Source organism: Streptomyces sp. 63XJN7_1_ISO-PGPR-S23-121 (genome assembly GCF_056173025.1).
The window spans coordinates 6,842,058-6,862,945 of sequence record NZ_CM149653.1; the positions used below are offsets into that span (position 1 = coordinate 6,842,058).

Genomic DNA, 20,888 nt, shown 5'->3' on the forward strand with positions numbered 1-20,888 from the left:
GCAGGGACGTGTTGACGGAGGTGGCTTTCGAGGCGAGCGCGGTCGGCCCGCCGGCGCGGCGGACGACCGGTCGCCGTCGGGCAGCGGGTGCCGGATCCTCCGGTGGTGGCTCGTTCGTCGCACAGGCCGAAAAGAGGGCTTGTGTCCCGCTACCAGTGCATATGGAGTGATGCGTGTCCCCGACCGGAGGGAGGGTGTTCCGGACGCCTGGGTGGGGCGCCGGGGCCCGCTCGTCGGGCTGTCGGGCCGTGCCCGTGACGGCTCGCGTGACCAGCGGGACTTCGATGCAGCGCGCAGTCATCTCCGTCACGGCGGCGGGCCGGGGAGCGGCGGCCGGGGGCGCCGTGCCGCCATATCGGACCGAAAAAGATCGGCATAACCTCCGGGACCTTGGGTAGCTGCGCGCCCATGGCTCCACCACACAGAACCCCTCCATGGGGCATATCCGTCCGAAGGTCCGGGAGTTCGGGGCCCACTCGCCGATCGCTGCTCGCGGGGGCCGCGGCGCTCGGCGCACTGGGGGCCGCGGGCTGCTCACGGGTCGCCACCGCGTCGAACGTGAAGGGCGGCGACCTGCTCGACCGGCTGAGGGCCCAGGGCGTGGCCCGGCTCGGCATCGCGGGCGAGATCCCCTTCGGATACATCGACAGGAACGGGGAGCTGACCGGCGAGGCGCCGGAACTGGCGAAGGTCATCTTCAAGCGGCTCGGAGTGGACCGCGTGCAGCCGGTCCCGACGGAGTTCGGCTCCCTCATCCCGGGGCTGGCGTCGCAGCAGTTCGACGTCGTGGCGGCCGGCATGTACATCAACCCGGACCGCTGCGAGCAGGTCATCTTCTCCGACCCCGACTACCAGATGCTCGACTCCTTCATCGTGCGCAAGGGGAACCCCCTGGGCCTGCGCGACTACAAGGACGTGGTGGAGAAGAAGGCCAAGTTCGCCACCGGCACCGGGTACGCCGAGATCCAGTACGCGGTCGAGGCCGGGTACAAGGAGGGCGACATCCTGATCGTCCCCGACCAGGTGGCCGGCCTGAACGCCGTCGAGGCCGGGCGCGTGGACGTCTTCGCGGGCACGGCGCTGACCACCCGCGAGGTGGTGAAGAAGTCGTCGAAGGCCGAGGTGACCGAGGCGTTCAAGCCGGTCGTCGGCGGCAGGCCGCACGTCGACGGCGGCGGCTTCGCCTTCCGGCCGACCGAGACCAATCTGCGGGACGCCTTCAACGTCGAGCTCCAGAAGCTCAAGAAGAGCGGCGAACTGCTGCGCATCCTCAAGCCGTTCGGGTTCACCGAGGACGAGATGACCGATCTGACCGCGAAGGAGCTGTGCGGCGGATGACATCCGGACTGTGGGAACTCGTACTCCAGGGCGTCTGGGTCACCGTCCAGCTGCTCTTCTTCAGCGCCCTGCTGGCGACGGCCGTGTCCTTCGTGGCCGGCGTCGCGCGCACCCATCGGCTGTGGATCGTCCGCTTCCTCGCGGGCTTCTACACCGAGGTGTTCCGCGGCACCTCCGCGCTGGTGATGATCTTCTGGGTGTTCTTCGTGCTGCCGCCGGCCTTCGGCTGGCAGCTGGTGCCGATGTGGGCGGGCACGCTGGCGCTGGGCCTGACCTACGGGGCGTACGGCTCCGAGATCGTGCGCGGCGCGCTCGGCGCGGTCGACCCGGCGCAGAAGGAGGGCGGCATCGCCCTCAGCTTCACGCCCTGGCAGCGGATGCGGCTGATCCTGCTGCCGCAGGCGGTGCCGGAGATGATCCCGCCCTTCTCCAACCTGCTGGTCGAGCTGCTCAAGGGCACCGCCCTGGTGTCGATCATGGGCATGGGCGACCTGGCGTTCAGCGGCAACCTGGTGCGCCTGGCACTCCAGGAGAGCGCGGAGATCTACACGTACGTCCTGCTGATCTACTTCGTGATCGCGTTCCTGCTCACGCGGGTGATGCGCGGTCTGGAGAAGAGGCTGAAGGCGGGTGTCGGGAAGGCGGTCCCGAAGCGGAAGACCGTCACTCCTGAGCCGGCCGGGATCGGGGGTGTCCGATGAAGTGGGACTGGAACGCGGTCTCCGAGTTCATGCCGCACTTCTGGGACGGCCTGCTGGTCACCCTCCAGATCCTGGTGCTCGGCTCGCTGATCTCCTTCGCCCTGGGCCTGGTGTGGGCGCTGCTGATGCGGACGCCGTCCCGCTGGGTGACCTGGCCGGTCGGGGTCGTCACGGAGTTCGTGCGCAACACCCCGCTGCTGGTGCAGCTGTTCTTCCTGTTCTACGTGCTGCCCGAGTGGGGCGTGACCGCGTCGGCGCTGACCACCGGCGTGATCGGCATCGGCCTGCACTACTCGACGTACACGATGCAGGTCTACCGGGCCGGCATCGAGGCGGTGCCGGTCGGCCAGTGGGAGGCCGCCACGGCGCTGAACCTGCCGCTGGGCCGGACGTGGACCGCGGTGATCCTGCCGCAGGCCGTCCGCCGGGTGGTGCCCGCCCTCGGCAACTACGTGATCTCGATGCTGAAGGACACACCGCTGCTCATGGCGATCACGGTGCTGGAGATGCTCGGTGAGGCGCGGTTGTTCTCCCAGCAGAACTTCCAGTTCACCGAGCCCCTGACGGTGATCGGCGTGGCCTTCATCATCGTCTCCTACCTGGCCTCCCTTGCCCTGCGAGCCCTGGAGCGACGCCTTGCCCACTGACACCCTCCCCAATCCCGAGAAGAGCCCCGAGCGCAGCACCGGCGAGCTGATCCGCCTGGAGCAGGTCACCAAGCGGTTCGGGGACAACACCGTCCTCGACCACCTGGACTTCTCCGTCGACGCCGGCAAGCACGTCACCCTGATCGGCCCGTCCGGGTCGGGCAAGACGACGATCCTGCGGCTGCTGATGACGCTGCTCAAGCCCGACGAGGGCACGATCACCGTCGACGGGCAGCAGCTGTTCCCGGCGAACGAGAAGCAGCGCCGCGAGGTGCGCAAGCAGATCGGGATGGTGTTCCAGCAGTTCAACCTGTTCCCGAACATGAGCGTGCTGCGCAACATCACCGAGGCGCCGGTCACCGTGCTCGGCATGTCCCGGGACGAGGCGGCGGAGCGGGGCAAGGGCCTGCTCGACATGGTGGGCCTGGCCGACAAGTGCGACGCCCGCCCGTCCCAGCTCTCCGGCGGACAGCAGCAGCGGGTGGCGATCGCGCGGGCGCTGGCGATGCGGCCCAAGGTGCTGCTGCTGGACGAGGTGACCTCCGCGCTGGACCCCGAGCTGGTCGCGGGCGTCCTCGACCTGCTGCGGGACATCGCGCGCAGCACCGACATCACCATGCTCTGCGTGACCCACGAGATGAACTTCGCCCGGGACATATCGGACCAGGTCCTGATGTTCGACTCGGGGCGGGTCATCGAGGCCGGCGCGCCGGAGAAGATCTTCAGCGAGCCGGAGCACGACCGGACCCGGGAATTCCTCAGCGCGGTGCTGTGAGGCGGGCGCGCCCCGGCGTCCGAGGTCGGGACGCCGGGGCACGCCACCGGCATGTGCCGATCGCCGACGACGCGGCCGGGAGCGCCGGAATCCGGCCAACACCCCCTCGCTCGCGACTCATTGACGGCTATCGTGAAGGTGACCCGCTGTCCGGACCAGGGCCTACGAAGCGAGCGCAGGGGGAGACCACCGTGGCGCTGCAGCACAAGCCGACCGCGCCGCACCACTCGGTCCAGGACGCCCTGCGCGCCCTGGAGACGGTGACGCGGCACAGCACCGGAATCACCGACACCGAACTGGCCCGCCGGACCGGCCTCGGCCGGGAGCGGCTGACCCCGCTCCTGCTCATGCTGCGCCGCGAGGGCTACGTCGAGCGGACCGCCGACGGTGCGTACGTCACGGGCGCGGCCCTGGCCCGCCTGGGCTCCGCGCAGGGCCGCGAGGAGGCCCTGCGCGACAAGCTCCAGCACACCCTGGACCGGCTGCGCGACTCGGTGGGCGCCGCCGTCTACATCAGCCGGTACGTCGACGGCGAGGTCAGCGTCACCCAGTACGCCGACAGCCCGGCCGCGCCCCGGGTGAACGAGTGGGTGGACTTCCGCGTCTCGGCGCACGCCACCGCGGTCGGCAAGAGCCTGCTGACCCAGCTCGACCACGCGGGCCGCCGCGACCACCTCGCCCGGCACCGGATGGCCCGCCTGACCTCGCGCACGATCACCAGCGATCGCCTGCTGCTGTCCCGGCTGGACTCCCAGCCGCCCACGGTGCCCGTCCTCGACCTCCAGGAGTACGCGCTGGGCACGGTCTGCGCGGCCGTCCCGCTGACGGCGGGCTCCGCCGCGGGCTGCCTGGCCCTGTCCCTGCCCGTCGCGCACGCGCACCGGCTGCGGCAGGCCGCGGACGCCCTGAACCGGGGCGCGGCACCGGTCCTGCTGTCGATGGCGATCTAGGGGGTGTCCGGCCGCGTGGGCGGTGGTCGTGAGCACCCGCGCGGAACAGGTAGTATTTCCGTCGTCGCCGACCGCGGAAAGCGGAAGGCGGGAGTCATGCGCCGCTAGCTCAGTTGGTTAGAGCAGCTGACTCTTAATCAGCGGGTCCGGGGTTCGAGTCCCTGGCGGCGCACAGTAGAGGGCCTCTCGCACACGCGAGGGGCCCTCTTCCGTTCGTTCAGAAGGTCACGTCCGAGCAGGCGTAGAACGCGTTGCCCGTGTCGGCGACCGTCCACACCGACAGGATGACGTGGTGCCCGCTCAGCCCGGACGGCAGCGTGCCGCTGTGGGAGAGCGTGGCCGGCGGCTGCTTGCCGCCGTAGGGCACCGTGAAGAACGGCGTCAGGTTGAGGTCGGACCGGGACAGGCCGTGGTCCTGGTTCCAGCCCGGCTTGGTGACGTAGTACTTGAAGTCGGTCGTGGCGTGCCGGGCGGTGAACTGCCAGCGGAAGGTGTAGCTCTGTCCGCCGTTCACCTTGGTGGTCGGCCACGCCTGGCCGTTGGGCTGCCTGGGGGCGTTGAGCGGGGCGAAGGTGCCGTGCCCCGCGGAGCAGATCTGCCCGTCGGCCGGTCCGGCCGCCGGGAAGCCCTTGGGGCCCTCGACGCTCTGCGGCTCCCACTGGATGGAGCCGCAGCCGGTGACGGTGCCGTTCTGGCACACCTTCTGCCGGCTGACGGGGAGATCGGTGTAGCCGTGGCCGCTGGCGCCGCCGGAGGACAGCACGAGGGCTCCGGTCGTCGCGATGCCCACCGCCGCGGCGGACAACTTGATCCTTTTGCGCATACTGCTTCTCCTGTGACGTGGGGGAAGGGCAGCGAGCTTTTCTGGTCTAGACCAAGTCTCAGGTTATGACCGTCACTTGAACATGTCCATACCAATCGAAGAACCCGGTCCCGTCGCGGCCCCGCTCACGCCCCCGGCTCTCCCCGCCCGGCGCAGAACGCGACCGTCAGGTCCTTCACCAGCACCTTGCGCTCGTAGTCGTCGAGCTCCACCAGCCCGCGCATCGTCAGCCGGGTCACCGTGTCCTCCACCGAGTCCACGACCGAGGTGAGCACGCTCGCCCGCTGCGCCGCGTCCAGGGCGGCGATCCGGCGCCGGTGCATCGCGGCGGCCACCTCCGGGGCGTACTCCACCCGGACCGGCCGCACCGAGAACACCTCCAGACCGACCGGCGCCGCGTCCGCCGCCACCAGCCGGGTCAGCGTCTCACCCGCCACGTCCGCCGCGCCGCGGACCGTGCCCGCCGGCTCCACCGGGATCCGGGCCAGCGCCGCCTCGACGCACTCGCGCAAGTACGCCTCGTGGTCCTCGACGCCCAGCGTGGCCCGCACGGTGTCCCGCACCCGCCACACCACCAGCGTCACCGTCCGGAGCGCGACCCCGTTGCCGTCGGCCGCGGGCATCGGCTCGCTGCGCCAGTGCCGCAGCCGCACATCGACCCGGCGCCGCAGGAACAGCGGGTTCACCCACATCAGACCGGTGCGCCGGACGGTGCCGCGGTAGCGGCCGAACAGACCGAGCACCCAGGCCTGCCCGGTCCGCCCCCGGGCCAGCCCGCCGAAGCCGAACAGCCCGAGCGCCCCGGCGGCCGCGTACGCCGCCCACTGCGCGGGCCCGAGCCCGGCACCCGCCTGCGCCGGCACGCCCAGCGCCTGGACGGCGAGCGGCGGCACGATCCCGGCCCACCAGGAGGTGATCGCACAGCCCGCCACCCCGCAGGCCCCGGCGGCCACGCCCGCCGTGCCGGGCAGCACCCGGGCCGGACGCTCCGTCAGCTCCGGGTCGACCGCGGCCACCGGCCGGGGCCGCGCCGCGGTGGGGCGCCGCATCCGCGGCTGCTCCCCCGTGCCCTGCCTGCGGCCGACGACCGCGGCCCGCAGCGGGACCGGCGCCGGGGCGGGGTCGTCCCGGAACAGCAGGTGGACGGGGATCTCCGTGGTCGCCTCGTTGTGGATGATCCGCGCGGACCGGACCGCGCCCTCCCCGGGCCCGCCGGCGCCGGGAGCCGGAGCGGCGGAAGCCGGGGCGGAAGCCGGAGCCGGCTCCGACGGCGAGGGAGAGGCCGGGACCGGTGCCGGGACCGGTGCCGGGGTCGTCGAGGGTGTCGTCGAAGAGGTCGTACTCATGCGTGCTCCAGCCTCCGCGCCAGACGCGCCATGAACGGATGATCACGAACGGTGGCCCCCGGGGCCGGTCACGAGAAGAGCCGCCGCCAGGTCTCCGGGCCCGGGTAGCCGTCCGCCGCGCCGCCGCGCCAGCCCTGGGCGCGCTGGAAGGCCTCGACGTTCCGCCGGTCCGCCTCGCCCCAGCGCGGTCCCGGTCCGTTCGTGTAGTGCCTGCCGAAACCCTTCCTCACCAACTGCGCGCCGAGCCGGGTGACGTGCGGACTGTCCGCGCCCGGGCGGAACGTCGCCCGGCCCGGATAGCCGGACACCCCGTGCGGGGCGGGCGGCGCGCCGGCCGGGACGTCCCCGCCCCCGCCGGTGGCCGCCGGCCGACGGGCCCCCGGTCCGGGCAGCCCGGCGGTGGCCTCGCCCGTCCGGGCCGTGGGGGCCGCCGCGGTGGCCGGTGCCCCGTCCGCCGCGGGCGTCGTCTCGCTCGTCACTCCCTTGTAGCGGTAGGGGAGGTACTTGGCGGAGTTGCTCCAGTAGGCGTAGGGCGTGGACTGCTTGCGGGTGTTCGGCGGGGTCTGCTCATAGGCCGTGTAGGAGGTGTGCGCGGCGTCCGTCCAGCCGCCGAAGATCACCACGTGGGAGCCCTGCTGGGGGTCGGCCGTGTTGTGGAAGAGCAGGATGTCGCCGGGCTGGAGCTCCTCCTTGGTGATCCGGTCCGCGAAGGCGCCGAGGCTCCCGGTCCATTCGTTCGTGGGCAGCTTCCAGGCCATCGACACGTAGCCCGAGCAGTCCTGCCGGTAACCGTCGGACCAGTAGGCGGTCATGCTGTAGGGCACCTTCGCGGTGACCCAGGTCCTGGCCCGCTCGATGATGTCCGTACGGGTGATCGCGGGCAGCTGCGTACCTGCCGCGGGAGACGCCGGCCGGCCCGTCGGACCGTGCAGCGGGGCCCTGGGGCCCTGCGGGGTGTCGGGCTGCCCGTCCACGGGATCGCCCGGCCGGTGGACCGTGGGGGCGGCCGGGGCGGCCGCCGCCTGGCCCGCCCCGAGGGCGGCGGTCGCGGTGGCCGCGGTGGCCACCACCAGGACGCGATGGGCGGCCGGGTTGATGCCCCGGCCCGCCGGGGCCCGCGGCGGGACGGCGCACCGGGCCCGGCACCCGGGGCAGTCGCAGTCGCTCACGGGATCGATCTCTTCGAATACCGGAGTCTCCATGCGATTCCCCTCACACAGCAGTGAAAAAGTCCGCGTAGGTGTGCGCGGCGGCGCACCGTGATCAGCCTCTCAACTGTCTTGTTCGCGCGCATGTTGACGGTCCGAATGACGTACCCGGGAGGTGCGCGCGGGGGAGGCCCTCCCCTGACGTGGTCGGGAGCACCCGCCGGCGTCGGGTAAAGTTGTCCGAGTCAGCAGGCGCCGCTAGCTCAGTTGGTTAGAGCAGCTGACTCTTAATCAGCGGGTCCGGGGTTCGAGTCCCTGGCGGCGCACAGACGGTCGAAGGCCCTCCGTAGCACACGGAGGGCCTTCGGCGTATCCGGAGCCGGGGCCTCTTGCGATCATGCCGACCCCCGTAGAAGCCTGGTCCGGGTCGGGGGGCCGGTTGCCGCAGGGGGCATCATGCAACCGGGGGGCGCCGTTCCATGTCTATATAAGGTGTGGATGCCGTGGTGACAGCAACCCACCACTGAGACGTCCGTGACGGCAAGGGGGACCCGGCGGACGAAGCAAAGCGACGAAACACGCACTGACCCGCGTGTGGGGGGAAGACTCATGACGTCGACGCCGACGGGCGCCGGGCAGGACCACGACCCGTCCCAGACCACCCAGCTCAGGGTGCCCGCGCACCGGAACTGGAACACCGGCTCGTTCCGCCGGATCAAGAAGGCGCTGCCCAGATACGACTACGAGCACTACAGCCGGCTCGCGGGTCCCCTCACGCAGCCCGACCCGCACAAGCCGTACACGGTGCAGTACCGCTCGCTGCTCTCGCAGGAGCCGCACCGCATCCGGGTCGCCCTGATGCTGGCCGCGGCCCCGCTGCTGTCCGTGGTGCTGCTGGTCTGGCTGCTCCAGCCCGAGCACTGGACGGAGCGCGACTACCCGGCCTTCGACTGGCTGCCCGCCCTCGACATCGTCATGCTGGTCTCGATCGGCCTGATCGAGCTGTTCCGCTGCCTGAACGTGCTGTCGAACGCGCACGCCACACTGGTCGCCCGCGACCCGGTACCCGTGGTGCCCGAGACCGGCACCCGGGTCGCCTTCCTCACCTCCTTCGTGCCCGGCAAGGAACCGCTGGAGATGGTGACGAAGACCCTGGAGGCGGCCGTCAGGATCCGCCACCGCGGCCTGATGCACGTGTGGCTCCTCGACGAGGGCGACGACCCCGAGGTGAAGGCGGTCTGCGAGCGCCTCGGCGTGCACCACTTCTCCCGCAAGGGCGTCGCGAGGTGGAACCGGCCCAAGGGACCGCACCGCGCCAAAACCAAGCACGGCAACTACAACGCCTGGCTCGAGGCGCACGGCGACGGCTACGACTTCTTCGCCTCCGTCGACACCGACCACGTGCCGCTGCCGAACTACCTGGAGCGGATGCTCGGCTTCTTCCGCGACCCGGACGTCGGCTTCGTCATCGGCCCGCAGGTCTACGGCAACTACGACAACCCGATCACCAAGGCCGCCGAGTCCCAGCAGTTCCTCTTCCACGCGCTGATCCAGCGCGCGGGCAACCGCTACGGCGCGCCGATGTTCGTGGGCACCTCCAACGCGGTGCGCATCAGGGCGCTCAAGCAGATCGGCGGCCTGTACGACTCGATCACCGAGGACATGGCGACCGGCTTCGAGATCCACCGCCACCGGAACCCGGCCACCGGCCGCAAGTGGCGCTCGGTCTACACCCCGGACGTGCTCGCCGTCGGCGAGGGCCCGAACGCCTGGACGGACTTCTTCACCCAGCAGATGCGCTGGTCGCGAGGGACGTACGAGACGATCCTCAAGCAGTACTGGAAGGGCTGGTACTCGCTGCCGCCGAGCAAGCTCTTCAACTACACGATGATGATCATCTTCTACCCGATGTCGGCCCTGAACTGGATCCTCGCGGCGATGAGCTGCGCGCTGTTCCTGGGCCTGGGCGCCTCGGGTGTGGACATCGACCCCACGGTCTGGCTGATGCTCTACGGCAACGCCTCCGCGCTCCAGATCGGCCTGTACGTCTGGAACCGCCGGCACAACGTCTCGCCGCACGAGCCGGAGGGCTCCGGCGGTGTGGCCGGCATGGTGATGTCCGCGCTGTCGGCGCCGCTGTACGCGAAGGCGCTCGTCGACTCCGTGCTGCGGCGCAAGAGCAAGTTCGTGGTCACGCCCAAGGGCGACTCGGCGAGCCCCGACACCCTGTTCGGGACCTTCCGCTACCACTGGTACTTCATCGTCGTCTTCGGCGGCTCGATCACCGCCGGCCTGGTGCTCGGCCACTCCCACCCCGCCATGATCATCTGGGCGACGTTCGCGCTGCTGATCACCGCCTCGCCGATCCTCGCCTGGCGGTACTCCCTGCGGGAGGCGGGGAAGAAGCCCGCCGCGGCGGCTCCCGCGGAGCCGCGCACCCAGCCGGAGGACGCGGCGCCCGCGGGACCGTACCAGCCGTATCCGCTGCCGGCCCGGGACCTGCCCTACGGGGCGCACGGTGCTCACGTGCCGCACATGCCGCAGCAGAAGCCCGACTGGGCCGCCTCCCCCGACGGGGACGGCGACCAGACCATGCAGATCGCCCTTGGTGGACTTGGGGGACGTAAGGAATGAAGGACCGTGCCGGCCGCCGCCGGGCCCGTCGCTTCGCGATAGGCACGGCGGTGGTAGTAGCGCTGGCCGGGATGAACGGACCGTGGCTCTACCGCTTCGGAACCGAGAAATACCACCAGTACGAGATCAACAAGCCGGAGTACAAGGCCGCCAACGGCAAGTGGGAGATCGTCGAGTTTCCCGAGGAGTACCGGCAGAACACCATCCACGCGGCGCTGCTGCGCACCGGCAAGGTGCTGCTCGTCGCGGGGTCGGGCAACAACCAGGACAACTTCGACGACAAGAAGTTCGACACCCGGATCTGGGACCCGGTCAAGGGGACCGTCAAGAAGGTGCCGACGCCCGCCGACCTGTTCTGCACCGGCCACACCCAGCTCGCCAACGGCAATCTGCTGATCGCGGGCGGCACCAAGCGGTACGAGAAGCTCAAGGGCGACGTCACCAAGGCCGGCGGCCTGATGATCGTCCACAACGAGAACCCGGACAGGCCGATCACGCTGCCCGCGGGCACCAGGTTCACCGGCAAGGAGAACGGCAGGACGTTCGTCTCCAGGGACCCGGTACTGGTGCCGCGCGCCGAGAAGGTCTTCGACCCGGTGACCGGCGAGTTCGTGCGCAACGACCCGGGCCTCGGCCGGATCTACGTCGAGGCGCAGAAGAGCGGCGCCGAGTACGAGACGGGCACCGAGGACAACTACCGGATCCAGGGCCTGTCGGGTGCCGACGCGCGCAACACCTACGGCATCGCGCAGAAGCTCGCCCTCGACAAGAAGGACTTCCAGGGGATCCGGGACGCCTTCGAGTTCGACCCGGTCGCCGAGAAGTACATCAAGGTCGACCCGATGCACGAGGCCCGCTGGTACCCGACGCTCACCACGCTGAGCGACGGCAGGATCCTCAGCGTCTCCGGTCTCGACGACATCGGCCAGCTGGTCCCGGGCAAGAACGAGGTCTACGACCCGGAGACCAAGAAGTGGACCTACACCGACCAGGTCCGCCAGTTCCCGACGTACCCGGCGCTGTTCCTGATGCAGAACGGCAAGATCTTCTACTCGGGTTCGAACGCCGGGTACGGCCCCGACGACGTCGGGCGCGACCCGGGCGTCTGGGACGTCGACACCAACAAGTTCCGCAGGATCCCCGGCCTGAGCGACCCGGACATGCTGGAGACGTCGGGCACCGTGCTGCTGCCGCCGGCGCAGGACGAGAAGTACATGGTGATCGGCGGCGGCGGGGTCGGCGAGTCGAAGCTGGCCAGCGAGAAGACCCGGATCGTCGATCTGAAGGCCGACGACCCTAGGTTCGTGGACGGGCCGTCGCTGGAGAAGGGCACGCGCTACCCGCAGGCCTCGATCCTGCCCGACGACACGGTGCTGGTCTCCGGCGGCTCGGAGGACTACCGGGGCCGCGGCGACTCAAACATCCACCAGGCGCGGCTCTACCACCCGGACACCAACCGGTTCGAGAAGGTCGCCGACCCGCTGGTGGGGCGCAACTACCACTCGGGCTCGATCCTGCTGCCGGACGGCCGCCTGATGTTCTTCGGTTCCGACTCGCTCTACGCCGACAAGGCCAACACCAAGCCCGGCACGTTCGAGCAGCGCGTCGAGATCTACACGCCGCCGTACCTGTACCGGGACTCGCGGCCCGACCTGTCGGGCGGTCCGCAGACCATCGCGCGCGGCGCGTCGGGGACCTTCACCTCGCGGGCGGCCTCGACGGTCGAGAAGGTGCGGCTGATCCGGCCGAGCGCCTCGACGCACGTCACGGACGTCGACCAGCGGTCCATCGCGCTGGACTTCAAGGCGGACGGGGACAAGCTGACGGTGACCGTGCCGGAGGGCAGGAACCTGGTGCAGTCGGGCTGGTACATGCTGTTCGCCACGGACGGGGAGGGGACGCCCTCCAAGGCGCAGTGGGTGCGGGTGCCGTAGCGCCTCGGGGGGATTCACTCCCCCCGGGGCGTCACCCCCCGGCCAGCTTCAGGGCGTAGTCGGGCCACCAGGCGCCCGCCTTCGGGCCGCCCTTGCACTCGCCGTCCGACTCACCGGGGCGCTTGATCCACAGGTAGGCGTCGACCAGGGGGTCGGCCGTCCGGACGGTCGGTGTCTCGCCGAGGGCGCGGCCCGGTGGGTTGCACCACTGCTTGTCGGGGGCGCCCTTGGTGTAGGGGCCGTTGCCGTTGCGGCTGGTGTCGACGACGAAGTGCTTGCCGCCCACCTTGGCGGAGAGCCGCTTGCCGTAGGCGATGGACTCCTGGGTGGAGTAGAAGTTGGACACGTTGACGGCGAAGCCGTCGGCCTGGTCGACGCCGGCCCGCCGGAGCGGCTCGAAGATCTGGTCGGGGTGGCCCCAGCCGGCGTTGCCCGCGTCCAGGTAGACCTTGGTGTTCTTCAGCGCCGTGAGCTTGGCGACGGCGCCCTTGAGGAGGTCGTAGCGCTCCTCGTGGAACTCGTCCGGGGTGCAGCCGTCGACCAGGTGGAGCACCGCGTCCGGTTCCAGGACGACGGTGGCGGCCCGGTCGCCGATGCCCGCGGCCACGCCGTCGACGAACGAGCGGTAGGTGTCGCCGTCGGCGGCGCCGCCCTGCGAGTACTGGCCGCAGTCGCGGTGCGGGATGTTGTAGAGGACGAGCAGCGCGGTGCGCCCGGCCTCGTCGGCGGCCTCGGTGAAGCCGCGGGTCTGCTCCTCCGGGTTGTCCGGGCTGATCCACTCGCCGGTCGGCTGCTCGGCGATCCTGCGGATCCGGTCGGCCTGGTCCTGCTTGCCCGCCTTCTCCAGGGACACCACCTGCCGGGCCGCGGTGCCGTCGGGATTGACCCAGAAGGGGTCGGTCTCCCTGGGCTGCTGGGTGATGCCGGCCCCCGCGTCCTTGTCCCCGTCCCCGCCGCCGGACGAGCACCCCGCGATCAGCAGCGCCGCCCCCAGCACCGCCGCGGACGCCCGCCTCGCGGTCGTCCCTCCGGCCCCCCTGCTGCCGTACATCCAACCCCCCGGTGCACTGTTCGGAGGCTCAATCCTGACATACCCGGGTCATGGGCCGGTGCCCGTGAGATAGGCCGAGACGACGACGTTGGCCGTGTAGCCGCCGGTGGCGCGGTCGAAGGTGCCGCCGCAGGTGATCAGGCGCAGTTCGGCCCGTCCCGTGGTCCGCGGCGCGTAGGCCTGGCGGGCGTCGAAGCCGTCGCGGTCGAGGACCCGGACGTCGTCGACGGTGAACTCGGCGACCCCGCCGCCGTCGCGGACGACCCGGATCGTCGCGCCGGGTTCGATGCCGCTGAGCCGGTAGAAGACGGCGGGGCGGGTCTCGGTGTCGACGTGCCCGACCATCAGGGCGGCCCCGGCCTCCCCCGGTGTCACGCCGGCCGCGTACCAGCCGACGGTGTCGGCCCGGTCGAAGGAGGGCGGCTCGATCCCGCCCCTGCCGTCGAGGCCGCGCGCGAGCACCGGGGCGCTGATGCCGAGTCCGGGGACGTCGAGCCGTTCGGGCAGGGCGTCGCCGAGGGGCGCGTGGGCGGGCGGCAGCGGCAGGTCGGGGGGCCGGCCGGCGGCCGCCATGTCGCCGGTGGCCGGCCGGGACATGCCCGCGTGCACGTCGGTGGCGTCGCGGCCCCACAGCCACAGTCCGAGGAACAGCACCACCCAGGCGGTGCCGCTCACCAGGCGGCCGGGGCCGGCGGGGCGTATCGGGACCTCTCCCCGCCGTCGGTCCTGGTCGGACATGGTCAGTCCGCCCTGCGGCTCCGGCTGCGCACCCCGCGCAGCCCCACGGCGACGGCGGCGATCCCGGCGAGCACCAGACCGGTCACGGTGTGCGCGGTGCCGGGCGGGTCGACGCGCGCCCCGTCCCCGGCGTCCGCGGCGGCCGGCACCGCGGCACCGCCGCCACCCGCGTCGACGGGGGCGACGGGAGAGGCGTGGGTGTCCGGGCGGTCCGCCGGGCGGTGCGGCCCGACGGTGATGGTGCCCCTGCGGGCGTTCTCGCCGCACGTGACCCGCACGGTATAGACACCGACCGTCACCGTGGTGCGGACCCGGCCGGCGCCGACCAGGACGCCGTCCTCGGCGGCCACGGCGAGCCGTACGTCGGACTCGAACGCCGCGGACACGGCGACCGCCGTCCGCTCGGTGCAGCCGGGGACGCGGAGCGTGACGTCGGTGCCGGGCGCCGGTGAAGCCGGAGTCACCGAGATCCCGTCCCCGTCCGCCGCGTACGCCGCCGGGGCGACCGGTGCGCACAGCGCGACCAGCGCGGCTCCGGCACAGACAGTTACCTTCAGTGAGCCCATCATGTACCTCCAGTCATCTGGAGGCTGCCCCGCGACGGCCGCCCCCGCATCCGGGCGGGGGCGACGCTGCTCCGAACGGGCGACGCGGGGAACGGGCCGGTCTCAGACCCGGTCGACGAGGTCCGCGATCGAGTCGACGACCTTGGACGGCCGGTACGGGAAGTCCTCGACCTGCTCGGACCGGGTCAGGCCGGTGAGCACCAGGAAGGTCTGCATCCCGGCCTCTATGCCGGCCAGCACGTCGGTGTCCATGCGGTCGCCGATCATGGCGCTGGTCTCGGAGTGGGCGCCGATCGCGTTGAGCCCGGTGCGCATCATCAGCGGGTTGGGCTTGCCGGCGAAGTAGGGCTGCTTGCCGGTCGCCTTGGTGATCAGCGCGGCCACCGCCCCGGTCGCCGGGAGCGGGCCCTCGGCGGAGGGGCCGGTCTCGTCGGGGTTGGTGCAGATGAACCGGGCGCCGGCGTTGATCAGCCGTACCGCCTTCGTCATGGCCTCGAAGGAGTAGGTGCGGGTCTCGCCGAGGACCACGTAGTCGGGCTCGTGGTCGGTGAGGATGTAGCCGATGTCGTGCAGGGCGGTGGTCATGCCGGCCTCGCCGATGACGTACGCCGAGCCGCCCGGCCGCTGGTCGTCCAGGAACTTCGCGGTCGCCAGCGCCGAGGTCCAGATCGCCTCGACCGGGACCTCCAGGCCCATCCGGCGCAGCCGGGCGTGCAGGTCGCGCGGCGTGTAGATGGAGTTGTTGGTCAGGACGAGGAAGGGCTTGCCGGACTCGCGCAGCTTCCTGATGAAGGCGTCGGCGCCGGGGATGGGGACGCCCTCGTGGATGAGCACCCCGTCCATGTCGGTGAGCCATGACTCGATGGGCTTGCGGTCTGCCATGTGCGGGATCTCCTGCCGTACGCGGTCCAGCCTGCGCCCCACCCTAAACAGAGCGGGATCTTGGCGGAACGGCCGTCTCATGGACCGGCGGGGAGGAGCCGGCGGCCGAGGGTCCGGCGGCCACGCGTCAGCGGCGTCCGCGGGCGAGCAGGACGGCCGCGGTGCCGGTGGCGAGGAGCAGGGCGGCGGCCGCGAGGGCCGCGTCCAGGCGGCCCATGCCGGTGCCGGCGAGCTCGTCGGCGAACGGGAAGCCGGTGTTCCCGCCGTCGGGCGTGGAGGCGACGGAGGGTGCCACGGGCTCGGCGCTGCGGGTGACGGACGGCGCGTCGGCGGGCTCGTCGGGCGCGCCGCCGGTGCCGATGCGGAAGCGGTAGTCGTTCGACCGGCCGACCCAGTCGCCGTCGTCGCCGCGGCGCTGGACGACGGCGGCGTTGGCGGTGACCTCGCCGGGCGCGGTGTCCGAGGTGAGCGCGAGCCGCACCTTCACGGTGAGGGTGCTGCCCGGGCCGACGGTGAAGCCGGGGAAGGCGGCGTCGCCCTGGCCCTCGCCGAAGGCGCCGATCAGCTCGCCGCGGTCGGTCTCCTCGAAGGTGACGGGGCGGGGGTGGTCGCCGTCGAAGAACTCCAGGCGGGCCTGCGCCGGCCGGAGGGCCCGTCGCTCGTCGACCAGGACGACGACCGGGTGGACGGCCTCGCAGGTGCGGGACGTGGTGTTGGTGAGGTTCAGGTACCAGACGCCGTAGCCGCCGCCGGTCTCGTAGGCGCCCGGGCCGCCGTGGATACGGGTGGTGAGCGGGAAGGTGTGGTCGTCGGGCGCCGTACAGGCGGGCAGCGGGGCGACGGAGCCCGCGGACGCGGCGGCGACCGGGGCGGTGGGGGCCGGGGGTGCGGCCGCGACGGGGGCCGGGGGTGCGGCGGCGGCCAGGGTGGCGGGCGCCAGGGGTGCGGTGGCGCCCGGGCCGGAAGCGGCCAGGGCGGCTGGCGCTGGGGGCGCGGCGGCCAAGGCGATGCGGGCCAGGGGCGCGGCGGCGCCAGGCGCCAGGGGTGCGGGCACCAGGGCGGCAGGCGCCGGGGCTGCGGCGGTACCCGGGCCGGAAGCGGCCAGGGCGCCAGGCGCCAGGGGTGCGGTTGCCAGGGCGGCAGGCGCCGGGGCTGCGGGGGTGCTCGGGCCGGCCGCCGCCAGGGGTACGGCGGCGGCCACGGCAGCAGGCGCCGGGGGTACGGCGGCGGCAGGCGCCAGAAGTGCGGCGGTGCCCGGGCCGGACGCGGCCAAGGCGGCGGCCGGGGCCGACGGGGGCGCGGACGAAGTCGGGCCGGCGGGCGTCAGGGACGCGGCGGCGGCCGGGGCGGAGGCGGCCAGGAGGGCGGCTGCCGCCGCCAGGCAGGGGGTCGCGGGCGTGAACAGTCGCATAAACACATGAGCGTGGCGGACCGTCCCGCCCGCCGGGACCGCCGTTCGGGGTGTGCCCCTCGAACGGCCCCCGCGATGCCCTCGTCCGGCGTACGCCCCCGGCGGCCGTTCAGCCGCCGTCGCCCCGCCCGAACAGCGGCGCGAGCAGCAACTGGGCCGCGCCCTCCGCGACCACCCGCACCCCGCCGGGCGCGATCCGCACCGGCACGGCGCCGTCGTGCCCGCCCTCCCTCCGGGCCCGGGCGTCGAGGACGGCGCCGACCCCCTGGACGAAGGCGTCGGGCGCGGCGGCGACGGTACGGCCGCCGAGCAGGACCAGGTCGATGTCCAGCAGCCCGGCGAGGTTCGCGGCGCCCGCGCCCAGGACCCGGGCCGCCTCCGCGAGGTCGCCCCGGGCGACGGCACCGAGGCACAGGGCCTCTATGCAGCCGCGGGCGCCGCAGGTGCAGGGCGGTCCGTCGAGCTGGACGACCTGGTGGCCGAACTCGCCGGCCCCGGTCCGGGCCCCCCGGTGCACACCGCCGCCGAAGACGAGGCCGGCGCCGAGTCCCGTGCCGAGGTGCAGATAGGCGAAGGAGCCGCCCTCGCCGCCCCCCGCGCCCCCGACGGCCAGCCCCAGGGCCGCCGCGTTGGTGTCCTTGTCCACCACGACCGGCACACCGAGGCGCCGGGTCAGCGCGTCCCGCAGCGGGAAGCCGTCCCACTCCGGGAAGCCGGTGACCCGGTGCAGTACGCCCCGGACGTGGTCGAGGGGCCCCGGCAGGGCGACGCCGAGCCCGAGGAGCGTGGGCGCGTCGGTCAGCCGTCCGCCGGGCGCGCGCAGCACGTCGGCGGCCAGCTCCCCGGCCGCCCGCGCCACCCCCTCCAGCACGGCCGGCGCCCCCGCGCCCAGGTCCAGCGGGTACCGCCGCTCCCCCACGGCCGTCCCGTCGAGGTCGACCAGCACGGCCCGCAGCTCGTCCCGGTCCAGGTGCACGCCCACCGCGTGGCCCGCCTCCGGCACCAGTCGCAGGACCGTGCGCGGCTTGCCGCCCGTGGAGGCGCGGCGCCCGGCCTCGGCGGCGAGGCCCTCCGCCCGCAGCCGGGCGGTGATCTTGCTGACCGCCTGCGGGGTGAGCCCGGTGCGCTCGGCGAGCTCCAGCCGGCTGATGCCCTCCGTCCCGGCGGTGCGCAGCAGGTCGAGGACGAGGGCGGTGTTGTGGCTGCGCAGGGCGAGCAGGTTCGCGCCGCCCGCCGCGGGCCGCACGCCCCCGGCGGCACGCCCGCCACCGCCCGCGCCGCCGCGCGCGCCGTCGCCCGTTCCCTCGCCGTCAGCCCTGTTCACGCCCCCATTGTCCCCGCCGCTTGCACTTTGGCAACAGCGTTGCGAAAGTGGATGCCATGACTGGTACTCCTCCCGGCACCCCGCTGCGCGTCGGTCTCGTCGGCTACGGCCTCGCGGGCTCCGTCTTCCACGCCCCGCTCATCGCCGCCACCGAGGGCCTGGCCCTGGACACGGTGGTCACCTCGAACCCGGACCGGCAGCGGCAGGCCCGCGACGAGTTCCCGGACGTGCGGACCGTCGCCACGCCGGACGAGCTGTTCGGCCGGGCCGCCGAGCTGGACCTGATCGTCGTCGCGTCCCCGAACAAGACCCACGTGCCGCTCGCCACGCGTGCCCTCGAGGCCGGTCTGCCGGTAGTCGTGGACAAGCCGGTCGCGGGCACGGCGGCCGAGGCACGCGGGCTGGCCGAGCTCGCCGAGGAGCGCGGCCTGATGCTCTCCGTCTTCCAGAACCGCCGCTGGGACAACGACTTCCGCACCCTCCGCAAGCTCCTCGACGAGGGCACGCTGGGCGACGTGTGGCGCTTCGAGTCGCGCTTCGAGCGCTGGCGGCCCGAACCCAAGGGCGGCTGGCGCGAGTCGGGCGACCCGGCGGAGATCGGGGGTCTCCTCTACGACCTCGGCAGCCACGTCGTCGACCAGGCGCTCGTCCTGTTCGGCCCGGCCACGCAGGTGTACGCGGAGTCGGTGGTGCGACGCGCCGGCGCCGAGGCGGACGACGACACGTTCATCGCGATCACGCACGCGAACGGCGTCCGCTCGCACCTCTACGTCTCCTCCACCGCCGCCCAGCTCGGCCCCCGTTTCCGGGTGCTGGGCTCCCGGGCGGGCTACGTCAAGTACGGCCTGGACCCGCAGGAGGCCGCGCTGCGCGAGGGCAAGCGGCCGGGCCCCGGCTGGGGCGAGGAGGACGAGTCGCTGTGGGGCCGCGTGGGCTCCGGGGAGTCCCCCCTGACCGGCGGCGGGCGCGTGGAGGCGACCGTCCCGGGCGACTACCCGGCCTACTACGCGGCCGTCGCCGACGCGCTGCGCGGGCGGGGCCCCAACCCGGTGGACGTGCGGGAGGCGGCTGCCGCCCTGGACGTCCTGGAGGCGGCCCGCCGTTCGGCGCGCGACGGAGTGGCGGTGGCCCTGTGACGCGCGAGCAGCCCCCCGCCCCGACCGTGGCGGAGCTGGAGGAGCAGGAACGCCGCCTGGTCTTCCGCCGGTTCACCCACGACGACGCGTGGACGCTGGGCTCGCTCCTGGTCGAGCTGGCCCGGGAGCGCCGGGCGCCCGTCGCCGTCGACATCCACCGGGCCGGCCAGCAGCTCTTCCACGCGGCCCTGCCCGGCTCGACCCCCGACAACGACGCCTGGATCGCCCGCAAGCGCCGGGTGGTGGAGCGGTACGGCTCCGCGTCGTACCTGGTGGGTGCCCGTTTCCGGGCCAAGGGCACGACCTTCGAGGACTCCTCGCGGCTCGACCCCGACGTGTACGCCGCGCACGGCGGCTCCTTCCCCGTCACCGTGGAGGGCGTCGGCGTGGTCGGCGCGGTGACGGTGTCGGGGCTGCCGCAGGTGGAGGACCACCGGCTGGTGGTGGAGGCGCTGGAGCGGTTCCTGGGCGAGTAGCCCGGACGGCCGTCCCGGGAATCATCTCCGGCTCCCTCCGGTTGGCACGCGACAACAGACGATCACGTGCCACCGGAGGGATCGGAACCGATGAACGACGCGACGGCCGCACTGAAGGAATCCGTCGGACGGTACGGGATCTGGAGCCCGCACCTGCGCGCCGAGGACCCGGAGGGCCGGGACGAACGGGCCCACGCGACCGCCGAGTTGGAGCGTCTCGGGTTCGGCGCCCTGTGGCTGGGCGGCAACAGCTCGGCCCCGCACGCCGCCCCGCTGATCGAGGCGACCTCGCGGATCGTCGTGGGCACCAGCATCCAGAGCGTCTGGGAGCATGAGGCCCCCGCCACCGCGGCGGCCTTCGCCGAGCTGGAGGTGTCCCACCCCGGCCGCTTCGTGCTCGGCCTCGGGGTGAGCCACGGCCCGCGCGTCGAGGGGTACAGCCGCCCGTACTCGAAGATGGCCGACTACCTCGACGAGCTGGACAAGGACGGGATGCGGTCCGGGCACCGGGTGCTGGCCGCACTGGGTCCGAGGATGCTGGAGCTGTCCCGGGACCGGGCGGCGGGCGCGATCCCGTACCTGGTCACGCCCGAACACACCGCGCGGGCCCGCGAGACGCTCGGCGAGGACCCGCTGCTCGCCCCGGAGTTCAAGGTCGTCCTCGACTCCGACCCGGCCCGCGCCCGCGCGACGGCCCGCGCCTATCTCGCCCGGTACCTCCAGTTCCCGAACTACACGCGGAACTTCCTGCGTCTCGGCTTCACGGACGCCGACCTGGCCGACGGCGGCAGCGACGGCCTGATCGACGCCCTCTTCGCCTGGGGCGACGACGACACGGTCCGTGCCCGCGTCACCGCCTTCCACGACGCGGGCGCCGACCACGTCGCCCTCCAGGTGGTGGAGGACGACATGACGTCCGCCCCGAGGGAGGGGTGGCGCAGGCTCGCCGCCCTGCTGGGCTGAGCGAGAACGCGCCCCCGAAGGGGCGCGGGGAACTGCGCGACCAGC

General features: G+C 72.8%; 19 protein-coding genes and 2 tRNA genes. 12 read left to right on the plus strand and 9 right to left on the minus strand.

Annotated features, from left to right (window positions below; genetic code table 11):
- Positions 1 to 408 precede the first annotated feature (408 nt).
- The 6 genes from ehuB to AC0VYN_RS30650 all read left to right on the plus strand — a co-directional run bounded on the left by ehuB (position 409) and on the right by AC0VYN_RS30650 (position 4,583).
- Positions 409 to 1,338, plus strand: coding sequence for an ectoine/hydroxyectoine ABC transporter substrate-binding protein EhuB (gene ehuB, locus AC0VYN_RS30625; RefSeq protein ID WP_385464712.1), 930 nt, complete (start codon positions 409 to 411; stop codon positions 1,336 to 1,338).
- Positions 1,335 to 2,039, plus strand: a complete 705-nt coding sequence (gene ehuC / locus AC0VYN_RS30630; RefSeq protein WP_475533583.1) for an ectoine/hydroxyectoine ABC transporter permease subunit EhuC — start codon at positions 1,335 to 1,337, stop codon at positions 2,037 to 2,039. The genes ehuB and ehuC overlap by 4 nt, the downstream gene beginning before the upstream one ends.
- Positions 2,036 to 2,686, plus strand: coding sequence for an ectoine/hydroxyectoine ABC transporter permease subunit EhuD (gene ehuD, locus AC0VYN_RS30635; protein WP_385464718.1), 651 nt, complete (start codon positions 2,036 to 2,038; stop codon positions 2,684 to 2,686). Before ehuC ends, ehuD begins: the two co-directional genes overlap by 4 nt.
- Positions 2,676 to 3,461 carry an ectoine/hydroxyectoine ABC transporter ATP-binding protein EhuA gene (gene ehuA, locus AC0VYN_RS30640; RefSeq protein ID WP_475533584.1) on the plus strand — a complete coding sequence of 262 codons (786 nt, stop codon included), beginning with the start codon at positions 2,676 to 2,678 and terminating at the stop codon, positions 3,459 to 3,461. The genes ehuD and ehuA overlap by 11 nt, the downstream gene beginning before the upstream one ends.
- A gap of 191 nt (positions 3,462 to 3,652) precedes the next feature.
- On the plus strand, positions 3,653 to 4,411 hold the full coding sequence (locus tag AC0VYN_RS30645; protein WP_475533585.1) for an IclR family transcriptional regulator: 759 nt from the start codon (positions 3,653 to 3,655) through the stop codon (positions 4,409 to 4,411).
- Between the two features lie 98 nt (positions 4,412 to 4,509).
- Positions 4,510 to 4,583 (plus strand) — tRNA-Lys (locus AC0VYN_RS30650).
- A 45-nt stretch (positions 4,584 to 4,628) separates the two neighbouring features.
- On the opposite strand, the gene AC0VYN_RS30655 is transcribed toward AC0VYN_RS30650, so the two are convergent.
- The 3 genes from AC0VYN_RS30655 to AC0VYN_RS30665 all read right to left on the minus strand — a co-directional run bounded on the left by AC0VYN_RS30655 (position 4,629) and on the right by AC0VYN_RS30665 (position 7,782).
- Complete coding sequence (locus AC0VYN_RS30655) at positions 4,629 to 5,234, minus strand: lytic polysaccharide monooxygenase auxiliary activity family 9 protein (protein ID WP_386920033.1); 606 nt, start codon at positions 5,232 to 5,234, stop codon at positions 4,629 to 4,631.
- 125 nt (positions 5,235 to 5,359) lie between these two features.
- Positions 5,360 to 6,580 carry an SPFH domain-containing protein gene (locus AC0VYN_RS30660; RefSeq protein WP_475533586.1) on the minus strand — a complete coding sequence of 407 codons (1,221 nt, stop codon included), beginning with the start codon at positions 6,578 to 6,580 and terminating at the stop codon, positions 5,360 to 5,362.
- A gap of 68 nt (positions 6,581 to 6,648) precedes the next feature.
- Positions 6,649 to 7,782 carry a peptidoglycan-binding protein gene (locus AC0VYN_RS30665; protein WP_475533587.1) on the minus strand — a complete coding sequence of 378 codons (1,134 nt, stop codon included), beginning with the start codon at positions 7,780 to 7,782 and terminating at the stop codon, positions 6,649 to 6,651.
- Positions 7,783 to 7,980: 198 nt separating this feature from the next.
- Between AC0VYN_RS30665 and AC0VYN_RS30670 the strand changes: the two genes are divergently transcribed.
- From AC0VYN_RS30670 to glxA, 3 genes are all read left to right on the plus strand, one after another.
- Positions 7,981 to 8,054: transfer RNA gene (locus AC0VYN_RS30670), tRNA-Lys, on the plus strand.
- A 283-nt stretch (positions 8,055 to 8,337) separates the two neighbouring features.
- Positions 8,338 to 10,362 (plus strand): glycosyltransferase family 2 protein, encoded by a 2,025-nt coding sequence (locus AC0VYN_RS30675; protein ID WP_475533588.1) that lies wholly within the window; start codon positions 8,338 to 8,340, stop codon positions 10,360 to 10,362.
- On the plus strand, positions 10,359 to 12,296 hold the full coding sequence (gene glxA, locus AC0VYN_RS30680; RefSeq protein ID WP_475533589.1) for a radical copper oxidase GlxA: 1,938 nt from the start codon (positions 10,359 to 10,361) through the stop codon (positions 12,294 to 12,296). The genes AC0VYN_RS30675 and glxA overlap by 4 nt, the downstream gene beginning before the upstream one ends.
- A gap of 31 nt (positions 12,297 to 12,327) precedes the next feature.
- Here glxA and AC0VYN_RS30685 read toward each other — a convergent pair whose 3' ends face one another.
- From AC0VYN_RS30685 to AC0VYN_RS30710, 6 genes are all read right to left on the minus strand, one after another.
- A complete protein-coding gene (locus AC0VYN_RS30685; RefSeq protein ID WP_475533590.1) occupies positions 12,328 to 13,347 on the minus strand; it encodes a glycoside hydrolase family 6 protein in 1,020 nt (339 codons plus the stop codon).
- A gap of 48 nt (positions 13,348 to 13,395) precedes the next feature.
- On the minus strand, positions 13,396 to 14,085 hold the full coding sequence (locus tag AC0VYN_RS30690; RefSeq protein WP_475533591.1) for a class F sortase: 690 nt from the start codon (positions 14,083 to 14,085) through the stop codon (positions 13,396 to 13,398).
- A gap of 2 nt (positions 14,086 to 14,087) precedes the next feature.
- Positions 14,088 to 14,651 carry a hypothetical protein gene (locus tag AC0VYN_RS30695; RefSeq protein WP_475537018.1) on the minus strand — a complete coding sequence of 188 codons (564 nt, stop codon included), beginning with the start codon at positions 14,649 to 14,651 and terminating at the stop codon, positions 14,088 to 14,090.
- Positions 14,652 to 14,753: 102 nt separating this feature from the next.
- Positions 14,754 to 15,533, minus strand: a complete 780-nt coding sequence (locus AC0VYN_RS30700) for an HAD-IIA family hydrolase (protein WP_385464748.1) — start codon at positions 15,531 to 15,533, stop codon at positions 14,754 to 14,756.
- 127 nt (positions 15,534 to 15,660) lie between these two features.
- The gene (locus AC0VYN_RS30705) at positions 15,661 to 16,944 is read right to left on the minus strand and encodes a hypothetical protein (RefSeq protein ID WP_475533592.1); all 1,284 of its coding nucleotides are present in this window, start codon (positions 16,942 to 16,944) and stop codon (positions 15,661 to 15,663) included.
- A 109-nt stretch (positions 16,945 to 17,053) separates the two neighbouring features.
- On the minus strand, positions 17,054 to 18,190 hold the full coding sequence (locus AC0VYN_RS30710; protein WP_475537019.1) for an ROK family transcriptional regulator: 1,137 nt from the start codon (positions 18,188 to 18,190) through the stop codon (positions 17,054 to 17,056).
- A gap of 134 nt (positions 18,191 to 18,324) precedes the next feature.
- Here AC0VYN_RS30710 and AC0VYN_RS30715 point away from each other — a divergent pair, with 134 nt between their 5' ends.
- From AC0VYN_RS30715 to AC0VYN_RS30725, 3 genes are all read left to right on the plus strand, one after another.
- A complete protein-coding gene (locus AC0VYN_RS30715) occupies positions 18,325 to 19,404 on the plus strand; it encodes a Gfo/Idh/MocA family oxidoreductase (RefSeq protein WP_475533593.1) in 1,080 nt (359 codons plus the stop codon).
- Positions 19,401 to 19,880, plus strand: coding sequence for a heme-degrading domain-containing protein (locus AC0VYN_RS30720; RefSeq protein ID WP_475533594.1), 480 nt, complete (start codon positions 19,401 to 19,403; stop codon positions 19,878 to 19,880). Before AC0VYN_RS30715 ends, AC0VYN_RS30720 begins: the two co-directional genes overlap by 4 nt.
- A gap of 90 nt (positions 19,881 to 19,970) precedes the next feature.
- Complete coding sequence (locus tag AC0VYN_RS30725; protein ID WP_475533595.1) at positions 19,971 to 20,843, plus strand: LLM class F420-dependent oxidoreductase; 873 nt, start codon at positions 19,971 to 19,973, stop codon at positions 20,841 to 20,843.
- Positions 20,844 to 20,888: the final 45 nt, after the last annotated feature.